The organism is Streptomyces roseofulvus (assembly GCF_039534915.1).
Taxonomy (GTDB): Bacteria; Actinomycetota; Actinomycetes; order Streptomycetales; family Streptomycetaceae; genus Streptomyces; species Streptomyces roseofulvus.
In genome coordinates this window covers 777,626-794,930 of sequence record NZ_BAAAWE010000001.1, presented here as the reverse complement: position 1 = coordinate 794,930, position 17,305 = coordinate 777,626, and the positions used below count along the sequence as shown (strand labels likewise).

The following is a 17,305-nucleotide window of genomic DNA, read 5'->3' as shown; positions in this document are numbered from 1 at the left end:
GGGCACCGTCCGGGTCGACTCTGGCCGCAGACGCGCCGCCGGAGATCAGAGGGACGACATGACCACGACGACAACGCACCCCGGCCAGACCGTGCTGAGCAGGCGCGGACGCTGGACGGTCCTGGCCGTCTGCTGCCTGAGCATGTTCCTGGTGGGCCTGGACACCACCATCGTGAACGTGGGCCTGCCGGCCATCGGACAGGGTCTGGACGCCGACACGCGCGGCCTCGAATGGATCGTGGACGCCTACACCCTCGTCCTGGCCGCTCTCCTGATCTCCGCCGGGGCGCTGGCGGACCGTTTCGGCCGCCGCCGGGTGTTCCAGTGCGGGCTCGTCGTCTTCGGCGTGGCCTCGCTGCTCTGCGCGCTCGCCCCCTCGGCCGGAGCCCTGGTCGCGGCCCGCGCCGTCCAGGGCGTCGGCGCCTCGATGCTCAGCCCGGTGGCGCTCGCGATCGTGGTGAACGCCATGCCCGACCCGAGGGAGCGGGCGCAGGCGATCGGCGTCTGGGCGTCGGTCTTCGGACTCAGCATGGCCGCCGGACCCGTCACCGGCGGCGCGCTGCTCGCGGTGCTCGACTGGCGGGCGCTGTTCTGGGCCAACGCGCCCGTCATCGCGGTCGCGCTGCTGCTCAGCGCGGTCTTCGTGCCGGAGTCCCGGGCGCCGCGGCCGCGGCGGCTCGACCTGCCCGGCCAGCTCCTGCTCACCCTCGTCCTCGCCGTCGTGGTCGGCGTCCTCATCGAAGGCCCGCGCGTCGGCTGGACGTCGCCGGCGGCGCTCGCGGGATACACGGCGGCGGTCCTCGCGACCGCCGGATTCGTCCGCGTCGAGGCCCGCCGGTCCGAGCCGCTGATGGACCTGCGGCTCTTCACGCGGCCGGTGTTCAGCGGTGCGGTGGCGGGCGCGGTGGCCGTCTTCGTCGCCCTCGGCATGACGCTGCTGCTGAACACCCTCTACCTGCAGCACACCCGCGGCTGGACACCGCTCGCCGCGGGCGTCGCCACGCTGCCCCTGGCCGTGGGCGCCACCGTCTGCGCCCCCTGGTCGGGCCGCATGGTCGGGCGTACGGGACCGAGACGGCCGCTGCTCCTCGCCGGCGCCTTCGTCACGGCGGGCGGACTCCTCCTGGTCCGGCTCGCGCCCGACACCGGTGTGGTGCTGCTCCTGGCCTCGTACCTGCTCATCGGCATCGGCTTCGGCTTCGCCAACGCCCCGATCACCAACACCGCGGTCAACGGGCTGCCGCCGGACCGGGCCGGCGTGGCCGGGGCGATCACCTCCACCGCCCGGCAGCTCGGTTCCGCCGTGGGCATCGCCCTCGCCGGCGCGCTCGTCACCGGCGCCGGTCCCACGGAGCTCGCGCCCGCGTCCCGGCCGGGCTGGATCCTGGTCGCCGTCTGCGGCGTCGTGCTCCTCCTCGTCGCCCAGGCGTCCCGGCCGAAGGAGCGCTGAGAGCCGCACCGCCGGGTGCGGGAGGAGATCCGCCCGCACCCGCACCCGTACCGGGCTCTGCGGTCACGCCTTGCCGTTGTAGTACGTGATGTCCCAGTGGTGCTTCTCGCGGGCGTACACGTTGCCGTTCGGGGACGTGTAGAGCTTGGCGCCGTCCCTGCGCGTGCCGGACTTCTTGTAGTGCTTCGTGATGTACGTGTCGAGGCAGGACGTCCGGACCGACATGTCGACCTTGTAGCCGTTGCGGTGGGTGTACGTGCCCCGGGTGCTGTGGCCCGTCTCCGTGCCGCCGGTGACGACGATCGTGCAGCGGCTCGCCTTCTTGAAGGCGATGGCGCCCGCGACCGTGGTCCGGTTGATGTTGGTGAAGGACGTACAGCCCTTCCGGTTCCAGTCCGAGCAGTTCCTGCTGGACGTCCACGAGACGCCCGCCGCGCGGAACTGCTGGGCGGCGGCCGTGTGCGTGTACTTGGCGGGCGCCGCGTCGGCGGCCGGCGCGACCAGGAGGAGCGGGGCGGCGACCGCGGCGGCGAGGAGGGCGGGTCCGGTCCACGTGCGCATGACTGCGGGTCCTTTCGTCGAGCCGCGCCTCACCCGTTCGGGTGAGGTACGGAGGTGGGGTCGTCCCCCGCTCCGGTACGACGACACGCGGACGTACCGCGGCGGGAGCGGGGAGATCGGCGGGAGCGGCGACGCCCTCCCGGCCCGATCACCGTGCCGCGCCCCCGGCCCGCGCCGCTACCCTCGGGCACCCGTCAGCGGACATGCGTCCATGCACGCCTGCATGCGCTCCGCTGACCTGCGGAAATGCACATGCATAGGGGATGCGTCATGGACTGCACAGGGGCCACCGGGACCGGAGAGACCACCACGCGGGTGTCCGCCGCCGTCGATCCGGCCGCGGCCCTCACCGCCGTGCTCCGGGCGTGGTGGGTGGGGACCACCGGAGTGCGTCCCACGCAGAAGGCGCTGGCCCGCCGGGCCGGGGTCGACCAGGCGACCATGTCCCGCTACCTCAACCCCGGTCGGCCGATGGCCGCACCGCCGGCGGTCGTCGAGGCGCTGCACGACGCCCTCGGCGCACCGCCCGGAGAACTCGACCAGGCACTCCGGCTCGCCCGCGCGGCCCAGGGAGCCCGGCGCGTCCCCCGCGCGCGCGGAGGCACCGCGCCGCCGCAGGGACCCGGCCTGGAACCGGCACCGGCACCGGCCCCGGAGCCGGTCGGCCCAGGCGCCGCCGTCCCGGCCGCGCCGCATGCGCGCGTGGCGCCGCCGATCAGCGTCCCCGTCCTCGGGTACGTGCACCGGGTGCTGTGGCTGCTGCTCGCCTGCGCGGCCTTCGCCGCGGGGCTCTGGCTGCGGCCGGTGATCGCCCCGCCCGCCGCCACCCCCGCCGCGGCCGGCGCGACGCCCGTCCAGGACGACTGGCCCGTCACCCGCCTCGGCGACGTGCTGTGGGAGGCCCGCACGGTGCAGTACCTGCTCCGGGAGAGGAAGTACGACGTGGCGGTGACCGGCACCGTCGACGCCGCCACCGTCGGCGCCGTCACCCGCTTCCAGAAGTCCCTCGGCCTCGTCCAGGACGGCCGCGTCGGCCCCAGGACCTGGCCGCGGCTGGTCGTGCCGCTGGCCGGCGGCGACTACGGACCGGCCGTCGAGGCCCTGCAGTCGCTGCTCACCGGCGCCGGCCATCCGACGGTCGTGAGCGGTGACTTCACCTCCGAGACCGAGGACGTGCTCCGCATCTACCAGGCCGAGCGGGGACTCCTCGTCACCGGCCGGGTCACCACCCGCGACTGGCTGTCGCTGCTGAGCCACCAGGGCCCGCGCCTGCACGGCTGACGGCGGCGCGGGCCCCGGGCACCTCTCAGGCGGCGTTCGGGCCCACGTCGGCCGTCGTCAGCGGGCGGCGGACCGGCGCCAGGGTGGAGTACTCGTCGGCGCCGACGTCCCGGGCGCCCGTCCGCGCGTGCCCGTCGGCGTCCTCGGCCACGGCCGACGCGGTGTAGGTGGCGGCGTCGACGGCCGGGCTGCCGGCGGTGAGGCGGTGGACGCCGTCCGCGTCCTTGCGGAGCAGCGGGTCGACGCGCCGGAAACCGCCCGACGGAATGGTGCCGTCGGCCGCCGCGCCCCACAGGATGTTGCCCTGCCAGGTGAAGCCGGGGGCGGCGTCCAGGTCGACGAGGGTGCCGCCGGAGGCGACGAGGATGTTGTCGGCGACGACCACGTCACGCGGCTCGTAGGTGCGGCTCTCGCCCGAGAGGGTGGCGGAGTTGCCGACGAGCGTGTTGTGCACGATGACCGCCCGGTCGCAGGCGTCGTTCCCGCGCCGCTCCTCGGTGGTCTCGCCCTCGTGGTGGTCGCGGGTGGTGCCGCTGCCGATGACGAGGCCGCGGGAGGTCGTCCCCGAGATGTGGTTGTTCACCACGAGGTGGTCGTTGCCGTACAGACGCACGCCGTTGACGCCGCCGAGGACGTGGTTGCCCTCGACGGTGGTCGCGTTGCCGTGCCGCAGGACGATGCCGCCCTTGTTGCCGCGGAGGGTGTTGTGGCGGACGGTGTTGCCGGAGGACTTGACCGAGATCGCCTCGGGGTCGCCGTCGCAGCGCTCGAAGAGGTTGTACTCGACGAGGGCGTCGGCGGTGGACAGGGCGCGGTGGCTGACGCCGAGCCGGATCGCCTCGCCGCCGTTGGCGCCGGTGTAGGAGTGGTCGGCGAAGTAGTTCCGGAAGATGTGGGTCCGCTGGGCCATGGCGGTGGTCCCGGGCCCGTCCACGACCAGGAAGATGCCCTGCGTGGTGCGGTGGTGGAAGTGGTTGCGGTCGATCTTGGCGTCGTCGCCGCGGACCACCAGCCAGTCGAGCCCGGCCGTGTCGGCGAGCTTGAAGTCGTTGCGGGTCAGCCGGATGCGGGAGCAGTCGGCCGGGACGGCGAGCGTGGTCGTCTGCCGGAACGCGAAGCCGCTGAGGGTGATGTTGCTGGAGCCCGAGAGGACGAAGCCGGCGGCCCCGTTGAGCACGGCGCCGCCGCGGCTGGCGGAGACGATGGTGATCGGCGCGCTCGTGGTGCCGTGCTTGCCGGTCACCCGGATGCCCGCCGACGGCACGGTGTAGCTGCCGTCGGCCAGGACGATGCGGTCCCCGGGGACGGCCGCGTCGATCGCGCTCTGCAGCGCCCCGATGCTCGTGACGGTCACGGTGCCGGCCGCCGCGGCCGTGCCCTGCGCCAGGGCGGTGAGCGGGACGGCCGTGGCCGCCGCGCCCACGAGGGTCCCCCTGAGAAACGTACGTCGTCGCATGATGCCTCCTGGTGTGGTCGGCCTCCACCCTCGACGGCGCCCCTGCCGTCTCACTCACGCCCCGCTAACGCGTTCCCCGGGAGCGGTCAGTGACGGCCGCTCAGGTCGGTGGCGTACGCCAGGTCGCGGACGTCCGGGTCCGGGTGCCGGCGCAGGGCGAGCAGGGCCGTACGGCAGGGGTCCGGCCAGCCCTGCCGGGAGCCGACGGCGTTCGCGAGGCCGACGGCGAGGACACCCGGGACGAGCCCGCCGTCGTCGCCCAGGGCGCGGACGGCGGCGAGGGCGGCGCCCGGGTCGGCGAGCGGCGTGCCGTGCTGGTGGGCCTCTTCGAGGTCCTCGGCCGTCCGGGCGGCGAGGACGGGACGGGCGGAGACCACGGCGAGCAGGTCCCGTACGGCGCCCAGGATCTCGGGTGCGGGCGCCGTCAGGTCGATCGCGCGGACGAGGAGGGCGGTGCGGGTGGCGGTGGCCAGCGGCTCGTCCGCGATCTGACGGGCCAGCTCGGCGCACCGGCCGGGGTCCTGCCGCGGCGACTCCAGGAGGGAGTGGAGACGGCGCAGCGCGGGAAGGTCCCCGTCGCGTCCTCCGCCCTCCGGTTCGCCGGCGGCGACGTACGCCAGGAGCCGGTCGACCACGCCGTGCAGGAGACTGCCCGGGGCGACGCCCCCGACGGGGTGCGGCAAGTCCGACCGGGCCAGGTCCTGGAGCCCGCCTCGCACCGTCCAGAGCTGTTCCGTCCTGCCCAGGTCGGTGTAGAGGTCCGCGAGCGCGGTGCCCGCCTCGGGGGCGTACCGTGCCCAGTCGGCGAGTCCGGACAGGAAGAGGTACGTCGCCGTGGCCTGACTCGTCCCGCGGGCCGACCGGGCCATCAGCTCCCCGAACCGCGCGCGGTGAGCCGGCGCCAGGTCCGCCGGGTTCGCGTCCAGGAGGGCGCTCCGGGCGGCCTCCGGCCCGTCGGCGGCGACCGCGGACTCCAGCAGGGCCCACATCTCGGGGGCGGGCAGCAGTGTCGCGGCCAGCCCGACGACGGTCGCGTGCACGTCCGGGTGAACGCCGGGAGCACGCGCCACGTCCGACAGGAGCGTGACGGCGGACCCTTGAGGCAGATGGCGGGCGGCGAGCCGGACGGCCGCCTTCCTGACGGTGACCTTCACCCCGGTCTCCCGCGTCAGCACGTCGCGGAGCAGGGCCGCCACCCGGCTCGGCCGGGCATGCGCGGCGGCGCGCCCGGCGGCCGACCAGGCCGCGGCGGCCTCGCTGTCGCCGGCGTGGTCGAGGAGGGCGTCGAGGGCCGAGGCCGGATCGTCGGTGTGCGCGGCCGCGTCCAGGGCCGCCGCCGCGAGCGCGCGCTCGGGCCCGGGGGCGTCCGGTCCCGCGGAGGCGTACCGCCGCAGCAGGGCGCGGCCGTGCTCCGGCACCGGGGCCACCGCGCGGAGGACCGCGGCCCGTTCGTCGGTCCCGCGGTCCGGGTCGGCGACGAAGGCCGCCGCCAGCCGGACCGCGGCCTCCTGCTGCCGGGGCAGCCACCGGTCGGCGTGCCGGAAGGCGGGCAGCGGCCGGGCAACTCCGGCCGCGGGGAACCGCCCGCCGGGGGGTACGGTCTCCGCCAGGACGGCGTCCAGGAGGTCGGTGCGCTCCGCCGCGAGGACGGCGAGCACCGGGGGCAGGAAGGCCGCCGAAGGCTCCCGCGCCAGCAGCTCGGCGACCCGCCCGCCGCGGGTCGCGGGGTCGGCGAGCCAGGCGGCGGCGACCTCCCCGGAGACCGGGTCCGGGCAGGTGGCGAGCGCCTTCTCCAGGCGGTCCCGGAGCCCCGGGACGCCGTACGCGCGCCCGCCGCAGGACGCGACGAGCGCGAGCAGCGGCGCGACGTCGCCCCGGGCGGCGCTCCGGTCCAGCCAGGGGCCGAGCGCGTCGGTGACGGCCCGGACGCCTTCGTCGTCCAACGCCGCGTCGATGCCGTCGAGTTCAACCGCCCCGGTGTGCGCGGTCAGCGTCTCCAGGATCCGGGCGCCGAGCGGCAGGGCGGTCGTGGTCGTACGGTCGGAGAGCAGGGCCGTCGCCAGCGTACGGATCGCGTCGCGGGTCATCGGCGAGCAGTCACGGGCCACCAGGGCGTCGCGGCACAGCCGCTCCAGGGACGCGGAGCCGTCGGCGCCCTCAAGTGCGGTCCCCAGGAGGGGCGTCGGCACGCCGGCGAGCGCGGAGAGCAGGTCCCGGCGTACGGAGTCCCACTCGTGGGCCAGCCGGTCGGCGGCCCGCGCGAGCACGTCCCCGACCTGCTGCGGGTCGCGGCTGTGCGCGGCGTTGAGGACCAGCATGTCCCAGACGCCGCCGCGCTGTTCGGCGTCCGGTGAGGCGAGGGCGGCCGTCAGTTCGGGGCGCGCCTCGTCGGGCGGCAGCAGGGTGAGCAGTCTCCAGCGGTCCCAGGAGTCCTGCGCGTCGTCGAGCAAGGCGCGGGCCCGGGCGTGCCGCTCGGCCGGCGGCAGCGGCGCGAGGACGTCCGGGTGGACCCGGACGTTGTAGTCCTGCGGGCCGGCCGCGGCGACGACCGCGTCCAGGAAGGCGCCGCGGCGCTCCGGCGCCACCGTCCGCAGCAGAGTGCCGAAGGCGTCCCGGTGGAACCAGCGGAGTCCCAGGCGGGGCAGCGACGGCGGATCGGCCGCCACGAGCCGGCGGATCAGCGCGGGCCCCGCGGTCCTCTCCCAGCGCGCACGCCGGCGGTCCGGGTCGGCGAGCCACCGGACGACCCGCTCGGCGTCCACCGCGACGAGGTCGCCCAGCCGGTCGTGGACCGGGCCGGGCAGGTGCTCGGGGCCGTACGTCTCCAGCAGCTCCAGGACGCGCTCCGGGGCGGCGGGCAGCGCCGCGGCCGGCCCCGCCGCGTACCGCCGCCACCACGCGTCGCGCGACCGCCCGGTCAGCCCGGCGAGTTGCCGCTCCGCCTGGTCGAGGACGGCGCCGGGGTGACGGAGCGCCAGCGTGCTCCAGTCCTCGGGCCTCAGGGCCCCCGCCAGCTCGGGCAGCAGCCGCGCGGTGAACTCCGGCGAGCAGCCCGGCAGCAGGAGCGCCGCGTCCCGCTCGCCGTACTCGGTGCGCACCCGCCCGACGAGCCGCTCGGCGAGCGCGGACCGCCGTCCGTCGCGCAGCAGGCGCGCCAGGTCGGCGCGGACCACCGCGGGAGCGTCGTCGTAGGCGGCGGTGAGGGCGGCCTCGACGGCCTTGTCGAGTGCGGAGTCGGCGGCGGGGTCTCCGGCGGGAGCGGCGGCGGGGTCTCCGGCTTCGGGCCCGTGCGCGGGAAGCCGCCGGACGGCGCGGAGCGCGTACCGGCGGACCACCGGATCGAGATCGCCCAGCCGTGCCGCCAGGTGCTCCAGATCGCCGGCGGCGAACGCCGCCAGCGCGCCCAGGCGTCGCTCGTACGGGCCGAGCCCGTCCAACTCGCCCAGGAGGGGCCGGAGAAGGCCGTCGGCGGCGAGCCGGTGCGCGGTGACGGCGGTGAGCCGGAGCCGCGCGGTGTGGGGGAGGGGTTCGAGGGCGGCGAGCAGGGCGCCGGCGGTGGAGATCATCGCGGGCATTGTGCCCCGGGGGCGCGGTGTGTGCCCACCGAAATACCGGGGCGCCGGGGAGGGCCGGAGGGCGTGGGGCTCCGCCGGACGTCGATGTCGGATTCCTGCCGGACACCGGCTCTGCCCCCTGCTTGTCTGTGCACATGATCCACACCAGCGACCGCTCGCTCTTCCGCTCCCTCCACACGCCCGCCCGTCCGCTCGCGCTCGCCAACGTCTGGGACGCCGCGAGCGCCCGGATCGTCGAGGCCGCCGGCGCCGCCGCGATCGCCACCACCAGCGCCGGTGTCGCCTGGTCGCTCGGCGCACCGGACGGGGACCGCGTCTCCCGGGACCTGGTGCTCGGCGTCATCGCCCGCATCACGGCGGCCGTCGCCGTGCCGGTGACCGTCGACATCGAGGGGGGCTACGGCGGGACGCCCGCCGAGGTGGCCGACACGGTCGCCCGCGTCCTGGAGGCCGGTGCAGTGGGCGTCAACATCGAGGACGGCGCCCGCCCGCCGGGCGCGCTCGCCGACCGGGTGACGGCCGCCCGCGCGGCGGCGGACCGGGCGGGCGCCGACCTCTTCGTCAACGCCCGCGTCGACACGTACCTGCTCGGCCTGGGCGACCCCGCCACCCGGCTGCGGGACACCCTGGACCGGGCCCGCTCCTACGTCGACGCAGGCGCGGACGGCGTCTTCGTCCCGGGCGTCACGGACCCCGCCCTCATCGGGGAGCTGGCCGCGGCCCTGACGGTCCCCCTCAACGTGATGGCCGGCCCGGGTGCCCCGACGGTCGCCGAGCTGGGCGTCCTGGGGGTGGCCCGGGTGAGCCTCGGCTCGGGCGTGGCCCAGGCCGCCTACGCCACCGCCCGGCGCGCCGCCCTCGATCTCCACGGCGCCGGCGGCTACGACTCCCTCCGGCACGGCATCGACCACCCGGAGCTGAACGGCCTGTTCACCGCCACGGGCTGACCCGGGGCGCACGCCGCGGCCGAGGCGGCCCGACCACCGGGCACAGCGCTCCGGACATCGGATCGTCCGACGATCACCCCGATATGCTGCGTCGCCTGCGCCAGGAAGGCCAGGAAGGTCAAGGCAAGGAAGGGACCGCACCATGAGCAGCAGCGACACGACCTCCGCCCCGTTCCCCGAGAGGACCGAACTGCGCGGGGAGGGGATCGTCCTGCGCGACTGGACGGAGGCGGACCTGGCCGCGATGCCGGAGCTGTTCGAGGACCCCGACGTCGCCTACTGGACGCCGATCGTCTCGCCCTTCGACGCGCGGGCCGCCGCCACCCGGCTGGAGCGGGCCCGGAAGCTGCGGGCGGAAGGCACCACCCTCCTCTTCGCCATCACCGTCGACGGCGGCGCGCCCCTCGGCGAGGGCATGCTGCGGCGCATCCCCGGCGGCGTGGAACTCGGCTACGCCGTCGGCCCCGCCCACCGCGGCCAGGGCCTCGCGGCCCGCGCGGTGCGGCTGATGGCCGCGTACGCCGTCGAGGAGCTCGGAGCGGAGCGGGTGATCCTCGAACTGGAGGCCGAAAACGCCGCCAGCGTCGCCGTCGCCACCAAGGCCGGCTTCACCCTCCTCGACGTCCCCCTGATCGAAGGGGAGGAGAAGGGGCGCCCCTTCGTCCTCCAGACGTGGGGACTGCCGGCGACGCCCTGACCGCCGCCGCCCCCCCCGCCCTCCCGAACCCCCTCCCCGAACCCCCTCCCCGAACCCCCTCCCCGGAGGCCCCACCGAGGCCGCTCCGCACACCGGGGCCCGGCTCGTGCCGTTCGCCGCAGGTGGTCGGCGCGCTGTCGGCACGGAGTGGTAGAACCGGTCCAGCCGTCCCTCCAGGCGCAGTTGACCAGGGCGGACGGCACCCGGCGGATCAACCGATGGCGCAGCGCGTGCGAAAGGGGAACAGACGTGACCGATGGGGGAGGGAACCCGTACGCCCCCGGGCGGAGTCACCCTGCCGGGCAGACTCACGGCCACGGACTCGGCTCGCCGTGGGTGCCGCCCGCACCCGGTGTGGGCATCCCGCCGCAGCCGGCCTATCCGCCCTCCGTGCCGCCTCGCTCGCGCTGGATCCGGTTCCGCGAGGGCGACTGGCCGCCGTTCATGGAACTGCTGCGGCGGGTGCGCCTCCACGGCTGCGCCTGGGCCCTGATGCTGTTCTGCCTGTGGCCCTTCCTGCTGACCGTGCTCTGGTATCCGCTGGCCCGCACGGCGGCCCGGCAGGCCCACCGCAGGTTCCCGGTGCAGGAGTACCCGCGCGTGACGGACCCGTTCATGAAGCGGGTGCAGGACGTCCGCGCCTGGACGGCGCTCGCGGCGAGCTGCCTGATCTTCTTCGTGTACGGGGGAGAGCAGGACCTCGGGGACCTTCAGGAGCAGTACGTCCTGCGGGTCACGGCCACGCCGTGGCTGGTGCTCCTCACGGCCCCGCTGATCATCCTGGTCGTCTTCCGCCTGGCCCCCGCCTCCGCCCGCCCCCGCATGCGCTCGCACCTGGCGTCGTCGGGCCGCGCGGCGCTCTGGTACTTCGGGGCGTTCACGGCGGTCCCGCTGCTGTTCGTCGGCACGATCGCGCTCACCGAGAGCCACCAGTCGGCGTTCCGCCCGCTGCTCATGCTCGCCCTTCTGGTGCCGGTTTTCTGGCTGCTCTTCTACGTGATCTTCTGCTCCCTCACCCTCGTCCCGTCCGTCTTCGGACTGTCCCGCGTCCACTCCGCGCTGCCCGCCCTGGTCACCGGCGTCCTCGTGTGGGAGCTGGCCGCCGTCAGCCTGGCCGTCTCCGGCATGCCCCCGGGCCCCGTCCTCGTCCAGCTCGCCGCCGTCATCGGCGGCCCGGCCTCGGTCACAGCGGTGGCCTGGTGGGAGCTCAGCCGCCTCCGCGAGCGCTACGGGGTCACCTTCCGCGCCCGCGCCCACTGACCCCCGGATCTCCAGGGTGGCGGCATGACGCCGCCGCCCGATCCCTTTCCGCGTCCCGACGTTCCTCCGCCTCCCGGCGCGGCACCGTCGGACCGGTCGCCGGCCGGGGAGGACGCGTGGGACGCGGCCGTGGTGCGGCTGCTGGGCGACCCGTACACGTCCGTGGCGACCGGGCCCCGGCCGGCACGAGGACCGGGCGCACGACGTCCTCGCCGTGATGCACCGGACGGTCGGTGACCCCGGGGCCGGCTGCGGCCGGACGCCGACCTCGCCGGCGACGTGCGCCACACCCTCCCCGCGTACCCCTTCGACCCGCCGCCCGCCGCCCGCCGCCCGCCGCCCGCCGCCGGGCCCGGCTGTACCCCGTGGACCGGGACACGGCGGTCGGCGCGCCGGCCGTCATGTCCGACGGGTGGCAGGGGGAGCCCGCCCCGTCCGCGGCCGCCCCGACCGCGCCGGGATCGTCGCCGACGCCCGTACGCTCCTCGACCGGTACGGGCCCGGCGCGGGCCTCTGGACCGATGCGACCGCGGCGGCGGTCCCTTCATCCGGATGGCCCCGCGGACATGCCCTCCGGTCCTGCGGTGGGCACGCTGGTGCCTTGGATCGGCTCATGGGCAGGGCGGGGAGGACGACATGGCGAGGACGCGGACGACGGGCCCCGGGGCGAGCGGGGCCGCGCGGCTGCTCGCGCGGCTGGCCGTGCTCGCGGCGGTCGGATCCCTGGTCGTGCTCGTCCTGGCCATCGGGGAGGGCGGGCTCGTCGTGATCATCGCCGGCCTCGTCGGCCTGGTCCTCGTCGCCGTCGGCGGATGGTGGTTCGTCGCGCACCGCGGCGTCCCACGGCTCCTCGGGGCGCTCCTCGCGGTCGCCGCCCCCCTCGGCCTCGTCGTGCTGTACGCCCGCGAGGGACTGTGGCTGACGGCTCTCGTCCTCGTCCTGTGCTGGGGCGCGGCACTGGCCTGCGCCCGGGCGGCGCTCCGCCGCGCGAGTCCGCCGCGGACGACGCCCGCGGTCCCCGCCGACCCCCCGGACCGGCCCGTCCTCATCATGAACCCCAAGTCCGGGGGCGGGAAGGTCGAACGCTTCGGGCTCGTGGAACGGGCGGAGGAACTCGGCGCGCGGGTCGTCCTGCTCGACCCGTCCGCCCCGGCCGATGTCGCCGCGCTGGCCCGGGAGGCCGTCGCCGACGGCGCGGACCTGCTGGGCGTCGCCGGCGGCGACGGCACGCAGGCGCTGGTCGCGGCCGTCGCCGCCGACCACGACCTGCCGTTCCTGGTGATCTCGGCCGGCACCCGCAACCACTTCGCCATGGACCTCGGCCTCGACCGGTCCGACCCGTCCCGCTGCCTGGACGCGCTGACCGACGGCGAGGAACTCCGCGTCGATCTCGGCGACGTCTCCGGCCGGCCCTTCGTCAACACGGTCTCCTTCGGGGTCTACGCCGATGTCGTCCAGCGGCCCGAGTACCGCGACGACAAGGCCGGCACCGCCCTGACCCACATGCCGGACCTGCTCCTCGGCGACGGACTGCGCCGGCTCGACGCCCGGGTCGACGACACCTCGCTCGCCGCCCAGCAGGCGCTCCTCGTCAGCAACAACCCGTACGTCTCGCCCGACGAGATCAGCGGCGCCGGCCGCAGGCCCCGGCTCGACGACGGCGAACTGGGCGTGCTCGGCATCCGGGTGGAGGACGCGGCGCAGGCCGCCGACCTGGCGGTGCGGGGCACGCAGTCCACGGCGCTGACGGTCCTGTCCGCGCACCGCGTCGTGGTCACCGCCGACGCGCACGAGATCCCCGTGGCGGTCGACGGCGAGGCCCTGCGGATGGCCACCCCCGTCGTGTGCACGCTCCGCCCACTGGCGCTGCGTGTCCGGGTGCCCCGCGACCGGCCGGGCGTCGCCGTCTCCACGCCGCCGGTGAGATGGCCCCGGATCTTCGAGCTCGCCTTCGGCCGCGGCGGGGGAGCGGCGGCCGAGACCCGGCCGGGCGCCTGAGGAGGGGCGGCACGTACTGACCGGGGGGGGGCACGTGCTGACGGGCGGTGGCACGCACTACAGTCCGCGCATGACCGCCGCGCTCCTCTCCCTCGTCTTCGTCCGCCGGGTCGACGGCCTCCGCCACCGTTTCGAGCCCGCCGGCGAGCGCGACGGCCGCCCCGCCTACCGCCGCACCGACGGCGCCGTGTGGTGCGTGTGGTCGCGCGCCGAGGGCTGGCACTGCGTGATCGCCGGCGGGCTCGTCACCGCGCACCCCCGCGACGGGCGCGCCGACGGCCCGGAACCGCCGGCGACGGTCTGGCGCAGCTTCAAGGACGACCGCTCGTACCTCTACGACCTCCGGGTGCTCCCCGCGCCGGACGCCTGACCGGCCGGAATTCGGTCGACACCACCCGGGGTGATCGGGGACGCTTCGCGCGATGACCAGAATCGACGACACACCGCCCGCGTGGGACGAGCGCACCCAGCTCACCACGTTCCTCGACTACGCCCGCGCCACCGCCCGCGCCAAATGCGACGGCGTCTCCGCGGAGGACGCCCGCCGGGCGCTGCTCCCCGGCTCGCCGCTGATGACCCTGAGCGGCCTGATCAACCACCTGCGCTGGGTGGAGTACTACTGGTTCCAGGTGGTCTTCCTCGGCGAGGAGGACGAGGGCCCGTGGACCGACGAGGACCCCGACCGCGAGATGCGCGTCGCGGTCGACTTCCCGCTCCCGCAGCTGCTCGACGAGTACGCCGCCCAGAGCGCCCGCTACCGCGACCTCGTCGCCGGGCACGGCCTGGACGCCCGGGCCGAGCGCCCGGTCCGCGGCGGCGTCCACGTCGACCTGCGCTGGATCCTGCTCCACCTCACCGAGGAGACGGCCCGCCACAACGGCCACCTGGACATCCTGCGCGAGATGCTCGACGGCACCACGGGCTGAAGCCCCTACAGGGCGATCAGCCCGGCCGCGGTCTCCCTGAAGCCGCAGGCGTCGAGGTAGAAGGGGCGCAGGTGCTCCTCGAAGTCGACGTGCAGCCAGGCGCAGCCGGCGGCGCGGGCGTACCCCGCCGCGGTCGTGACGAGCGCGGTGCCCACGCCCGCGGTCCGGTGGTCCGGGGCGACCATCGTGTCCAGGACGAAGGCGTGGGCACCGCCGTCCCAGGCCACGTTGACGAACCCGATCAGCACGCCGCCCTCCCGCGCGCAGACCCACCCGAGACTGTGGCGCTCCAGCCGGGCGCGCCACTCACCCCCGCCGACGGGATGACCGAACGCCTCGGCATGCAGGACATCGAGCGAGCCGTCGTCGAACCCGCCCCGCCACTCGTACGTGATCGTCACGCCCGCATGCTACGGCGCGCGGCACCGCCCGCCGCCCCTGATGTCGTCCCGGCCGCTCCGAGGAGCGCCGGCGTTGTCAACCACTGCTCCGGCGCCGTCAACCACTGCCCCGTGCAGCGGTGTTGACTTCCTACTGGCCGGTACGGATGATCGCGGCCATGGCCTCTTCCACGGACCCGCTGCCGCAGTTCCCGCCCGGATTCCTGTGGGGGGTGTCGACCGCCGCCCATCAGATCGAGGGCGCCGTCCAGGGCCGCCTGCCGTCCGTGTGGGACGCGTTCAGTGCCGAGCCGGGGCGGATCAGGGACGGGGCGACGGCGGAGGTGGCCTGTGACCATGTGGCCCGGTACCGGGAGGACGTGGCGCTCGTCCGCGACCTCGGGGTGGACGCGTACCGCTTCTCGGTCTCCTGGCCGCGCGTGCTCGCGCCCGGCGGGCTCGACTTCTACGACCGGCTGGTCGACGAGCTGTGCGCGCAGGGGGTGCGGCCGGTGCCGACGCTGTTCCACTGGGACCTGCCGCTGGCCGTCGAGGAGGCGGGCGGCTGGCTGGAGCGGGACACGGCGTCCCGCTTCGCCGCGTACGCGGCGACGGTCGCCGAGCGGCTCGGCGACCGCGTGACGAAGTGGATCACCCTCAACGAGCCCGCCGAGCACACCCTCCTGGGCCACGCGCTCGGCGAGCACGCCCCCGGCAGGAAGCTGCTCTTCGACGCCCTGCCGGTGGCCCACCACCAACTGCTCGCGCACGGCCTCGCCGCGGGCGCCCTGCGCGCGGCCGGCGCCGACGACATCGGCATCGCCAACTCCCACGGCCCGACCTGGCCCGCCTCCGCCGAACCGGCCGACGCCGAGGCCGCCGACCTCTACGACATCATCCTCAACCGGCTGTTCTCCGACCCGCTGCTGCTGGGCCGTTACCCGGACGGGTTCGGCGACCTCATGCCCGGCGGCGACGTGGAGGCCGACCTGAAGGTGATCTCCGAGGGGACGCTCGACTGGTACGGGATCAACTACTACCAGCCGACGAAGGCGGGCGCGCCGCGCACCGAGGACGCCGAGTTCTCCGGCGTCACCCTGCCCGCGGAACTCCCCTTCTCCCTGCGGCGGATCGAGGGCTATCCGGTGACCGACTTCGGCTGGCCGGTGGTCCCCGAAGCGCTCACCGAACTCCTCACCTCGCTCCGCGACCGGTACGGCGACCGGCTGCCGCCCGTCGTGATCACCGAGAACGGCTGCGCCTACGAAGGGCTCGACGACCAGGAGCGGATCGCCTACCTGGACGGTCATCTGCGGGCGCTGCACCGGGCGTGGGAGGCGGGGGTCGACGTCCGCGGCTACTTCGTGTGGTCGCTGATGGACAACTTCGAGTGGGCCGAGGGCTATACGAAGCGGTTCGGACTCGTCCACGTCGACTACGCGACGCAGGCGCGCACCCCGAAGGCGTCGTACGGCTGGCTGCGGGACGCGCTGCGGGCCCAGCGGGCATGACGGCCCTGGCACTGGGGGAGCCGGCCGAACGGGTCGGGCGCGGCTGGACGGCCGCGCTGTCGCTGGCCAACGGCGCGATCTGGGTGGGCTGGTACGGGCCGCTGCAGATCCTGCTCGCGCAGCAGGCCGAGCGGTTCGCGCCCGGCACCGGGCTGTCGAAGGAGGCGCTGCTGGCCTGGGTGACCGGCGTCGGGGCGGTGGTGTCGCTGGCCGCGAACCCGCTGTTCGGCGCCCTGTCCGACCGTACGGCGTCGCGGTTCGGGCGGCGTACGCCGTGGATCGTGGCGGGGTCGGCGGGCGGCGCGCTGTCCCTGCTGCTGCTCGGGGCGGCGGACGCGGTGTGGGTGCTGTTCGCCGGCTGGTGTCTGGTGCAGCTGACGCTGAACGCGGCCTTCGCCGCGGTCACGGCGGCCGTGCCGGACCGGGTGCCGCGGTCCCAGCGGGGAGCCGTCGGCGGCTGGCTGGGCGCGGCGCAGATCCTCGGGGTGGTCGCCGGCACGGGCTTCGCGACGGCGGCCGGCGGGATCGGCGCCGGATACGCGGCCTGCGCCGTCTTCACGCTCCTGGGCGTCGCCCCGTACGTGCTCCGCCACCCGGACCTGCGGCTCGCCCCGGCCGACCGGCCCGCCTGGTCCTGGCGGCGGTTCGCGGCCGGGTTCCGGCTGAGCCCGCGCGCCCATCCCGACCTCGCCTGGGCCTGGCTGACCCGCTTCCTGGTCAACCTGAGCAACGCGCTGGTCCTGCTCTACCTCTTCTACTACCTGCGCGACCGGCTGCACCACGCGGATCCGGAGACCGGGGTGCTGGTCCTGACGGCGGTGAACGGCGCGACCCTGCTCGCCACCGTGGTCGTCGGCGGCGTGTGGTCGGACCGGATCGGGCGGCGCAAGCCGTTCGTCCTGTGGTCCGGCGTCCTGATGGCGGCGGCGACCGGACTGCTGGCCGGGTGGCAGACGTGGCCCGGGGCGCTCGTCGCCGCCGCCCTCCTCGGGGTCGGCTTCGGCGTCTTCACCTCCGTCGACTTCGCCCTCATGACGGACGTCCTGCCGGCGGCCCGTGACCGCGGCAAGGACCTCGGCATCGTCAACGTCGCCAACGCCCTGCCCCAGGTGGCGGCCCCCGCCCTGGCCGCCCCGCTCGTCAACCACCTCGGCGGCTACCGGTCGCTGTACCTGGTGGCCGCCGCGCTGGGGCTGGCGGGCGCGCTGCTGGTGCGGCGGATCAGGGGCGTCGACTGAGGCGGGTCGCCCGAGGGGGGTCGCC

Annotated in this window: 14 protein-coding genes; 10 read left to right on the top strand and 4 right to left on the bottom strand. The window is 75.7% G+C overall.

What is annotated here, in order from left to right; all coding sequences use genetic code 11:
- Positions 1–58 precede the first annotated feature (58 nt).
- Positions 59–1,450, top strand: coding sequence for an MFS transporter (locus ABFY03_RS03715; protein ID WP_346169151.1), 1,392 nt, complete (start codon positions 59–61; stop codon positions 1,448–1,450).
- Positions 1,451–1,513: 63 nt separating this feature from the next.
- Here the strand turns inward: ABFY03_RS03715 and ABFY03_RS03710 are convergent, their stop codons facing one another.
- Positions 1,514–2,011 (bottom strand): hypothetical protein, encoded by a 498-nt coding sequence (locus ABFY03_RS03710; protein WP_319012656.1) that lies wholly within the window; start codon positions 2,009–2,011, stop codon positions 1,514–1,516.
- Positions 2,012–2,281: 270 nt separating this feature from the next.
- Between ABFY03_RS03710 and ABFY03_RS03705 the strand changes: the two genes are divergently transcribed.
- Positions 2,282–3,292, top strand: coding sequence for a peptidoglycan-binding protein (locus tag ABFY03_RS03705; RefSeq protein ID WP_346169150.1), 1,011 nt, complete (start codon positions 2,282–2,284; stop codon positions 3,290–3,292).
- A 25-nt stretch (positions 3,293–3,317) separates the two neighbouring features.
- Here ABFY03_RS03705 and ABFY03_RS03700 read toward each other — a convergent pair whose 3' ends face one another.
- Both ABFY03_RS03700 and ABFY03_RS03695 read right to left on the bottom strand, forming a co-directional pair.
- Positions 3,318–4,748, bottom strand: coding sequence for a chondroitinase-B domain-containing protein (locus ABFY03_RS03700; protein ID WP_346169149.1), 1,431 nt, complete (start codon positions 4,746–4,748; stop codon positions 3,318–3,320).
- Positions 4,749–4,834: 86 nt separating this feature from the next.
- Positions 4,835–8,314 (bottom strand): hypothetical protein, encoded by a 3,480-nt coding sequence (locus ABFY03_RS03695; protein WP_346169148.1) that lies wholly within the window; start codon positions 8,312–8,314, stop codon positions 4,835–4,837.
- 143 nt (positions 8,315–8,457) lie between these two features.
- On the opposite strand from ABFY03_RS03695, the gene ABFY03_RS03690 reads away from it, so the two are divergent.
- From ABFY03_RS03690 to ABFY03_RS03665, 6 genes are all read left to right on the top strand, one after another.
- On the top strand, positions 8,458–9,270 hold the full coding sequence (locus ABFY03_RS03690) for an isocitrate lyase/PEP mutase family protein (RefSeq protein WP_346169147.1): 813 nt from the start codon (positions 8,458–8,460) through the stop codon (positions 9,268–9,270).
- A 142-nt stretch (positions 9,271–9,412) separates the two neighbouring features.
- Entirely contained in the window at positions 9,413–9,967 is a 555-nt protein-coding gene (locus tag ABFY03_RS03685; RefSeq protein ID WP_346169146.1) for a GNAT family N-acetyltransferase, read from the top strand.
- 390 nt (positions 9,968–10,357) lie between these two features.
- Positions 10,358–11,227, top strand: a complete 870-nt coding sequence (locus ABFY03_RS03680; protein WP_319012650.1) for a hypothetical protein — start codon at positions 10,358–10,360, stop codon at positions 11,225–11,227.
- 636 nt (positions 11,228–11,863) lie between these two features.
- Positions 11,864–13,225, top strand: coding sequence for a diacylglycerol/lipid kinase family protein (locus ABFY03_RS03675; RefSeq protein ID WP_319012649.1), 1,362 nt, complete (start codon positions 11,864–11,866; stop codon positions 13,223–13,225).
- Between the two features lie 70 nt (positions 13,226–13,295).
- Positions 13,296–13,595, top strand: a complete 300-nt coding sequence (locus ABFY03_RS03670) for a hypothetical protein (protein ID WP_319012648.1) — start codon at positions 13,296–13,298, stop codon at positions 13,593–13,595.
- Between the two features lie 52 nt (positions 13,596–13,647).
- A complete protein-coding gene (locus ABFY03_RS03665) occupies positions 13,648–14,151 on the top strand; it encodes a DinB family protein (protein ID WP_319012647.1) in 504 nt (167 codons plus the stop codon).
- Positions 14,152–14,156: 5 nt separating this feature from the next.
- Here ABFY03_RS03665 and ABFY03_RS03660 read toward each other — a convergent pair whose 3' ends face one another.
- On the bottom strand, positions 14,157–14,552 hold the full coding sequence (locus ABFY03_RS03660; RefSeq protein ID WP_319012646.1) for a GNAT family N-acetyltransferase: 396 nt from the start codon (positions 14,550–14,552) through the stop codon (positions 14,157–14,159).
- Between the two features lie 146 nt (positions 14,553–14,698).
- On the opposite strand from ABFY03_RS03660, the gene ABFY03_RS03655 reads away from it, so the two are divergent.
- Entirely contained in the window at positions 14,699–16,042 is a 1,344-nt protein-coding gene (locus ABFY03_RS03655) for a GH1 family beta-glucosidase (RefSeq protein ID WP_346172194.1), read from the top strand.
- The gene (locus ABFY03_RS03650) at positions 16,039–17,280 is read left to right on the top strand and encodes an MFS transporter (RefSeq protein WP_346169145.1); all 1,242 of its coding nucleotides are present in this window, start codon (positions 16,039–16,041) and stop codon (positions 17,278–17,280) included. Before ABFY03_RS03655 ends, ABFY03_RS03650 begins: the two co-directional genes overlap by 4 nt.
- Positions 17,281–17,305 lie beyond the last annotated feature (25 nt).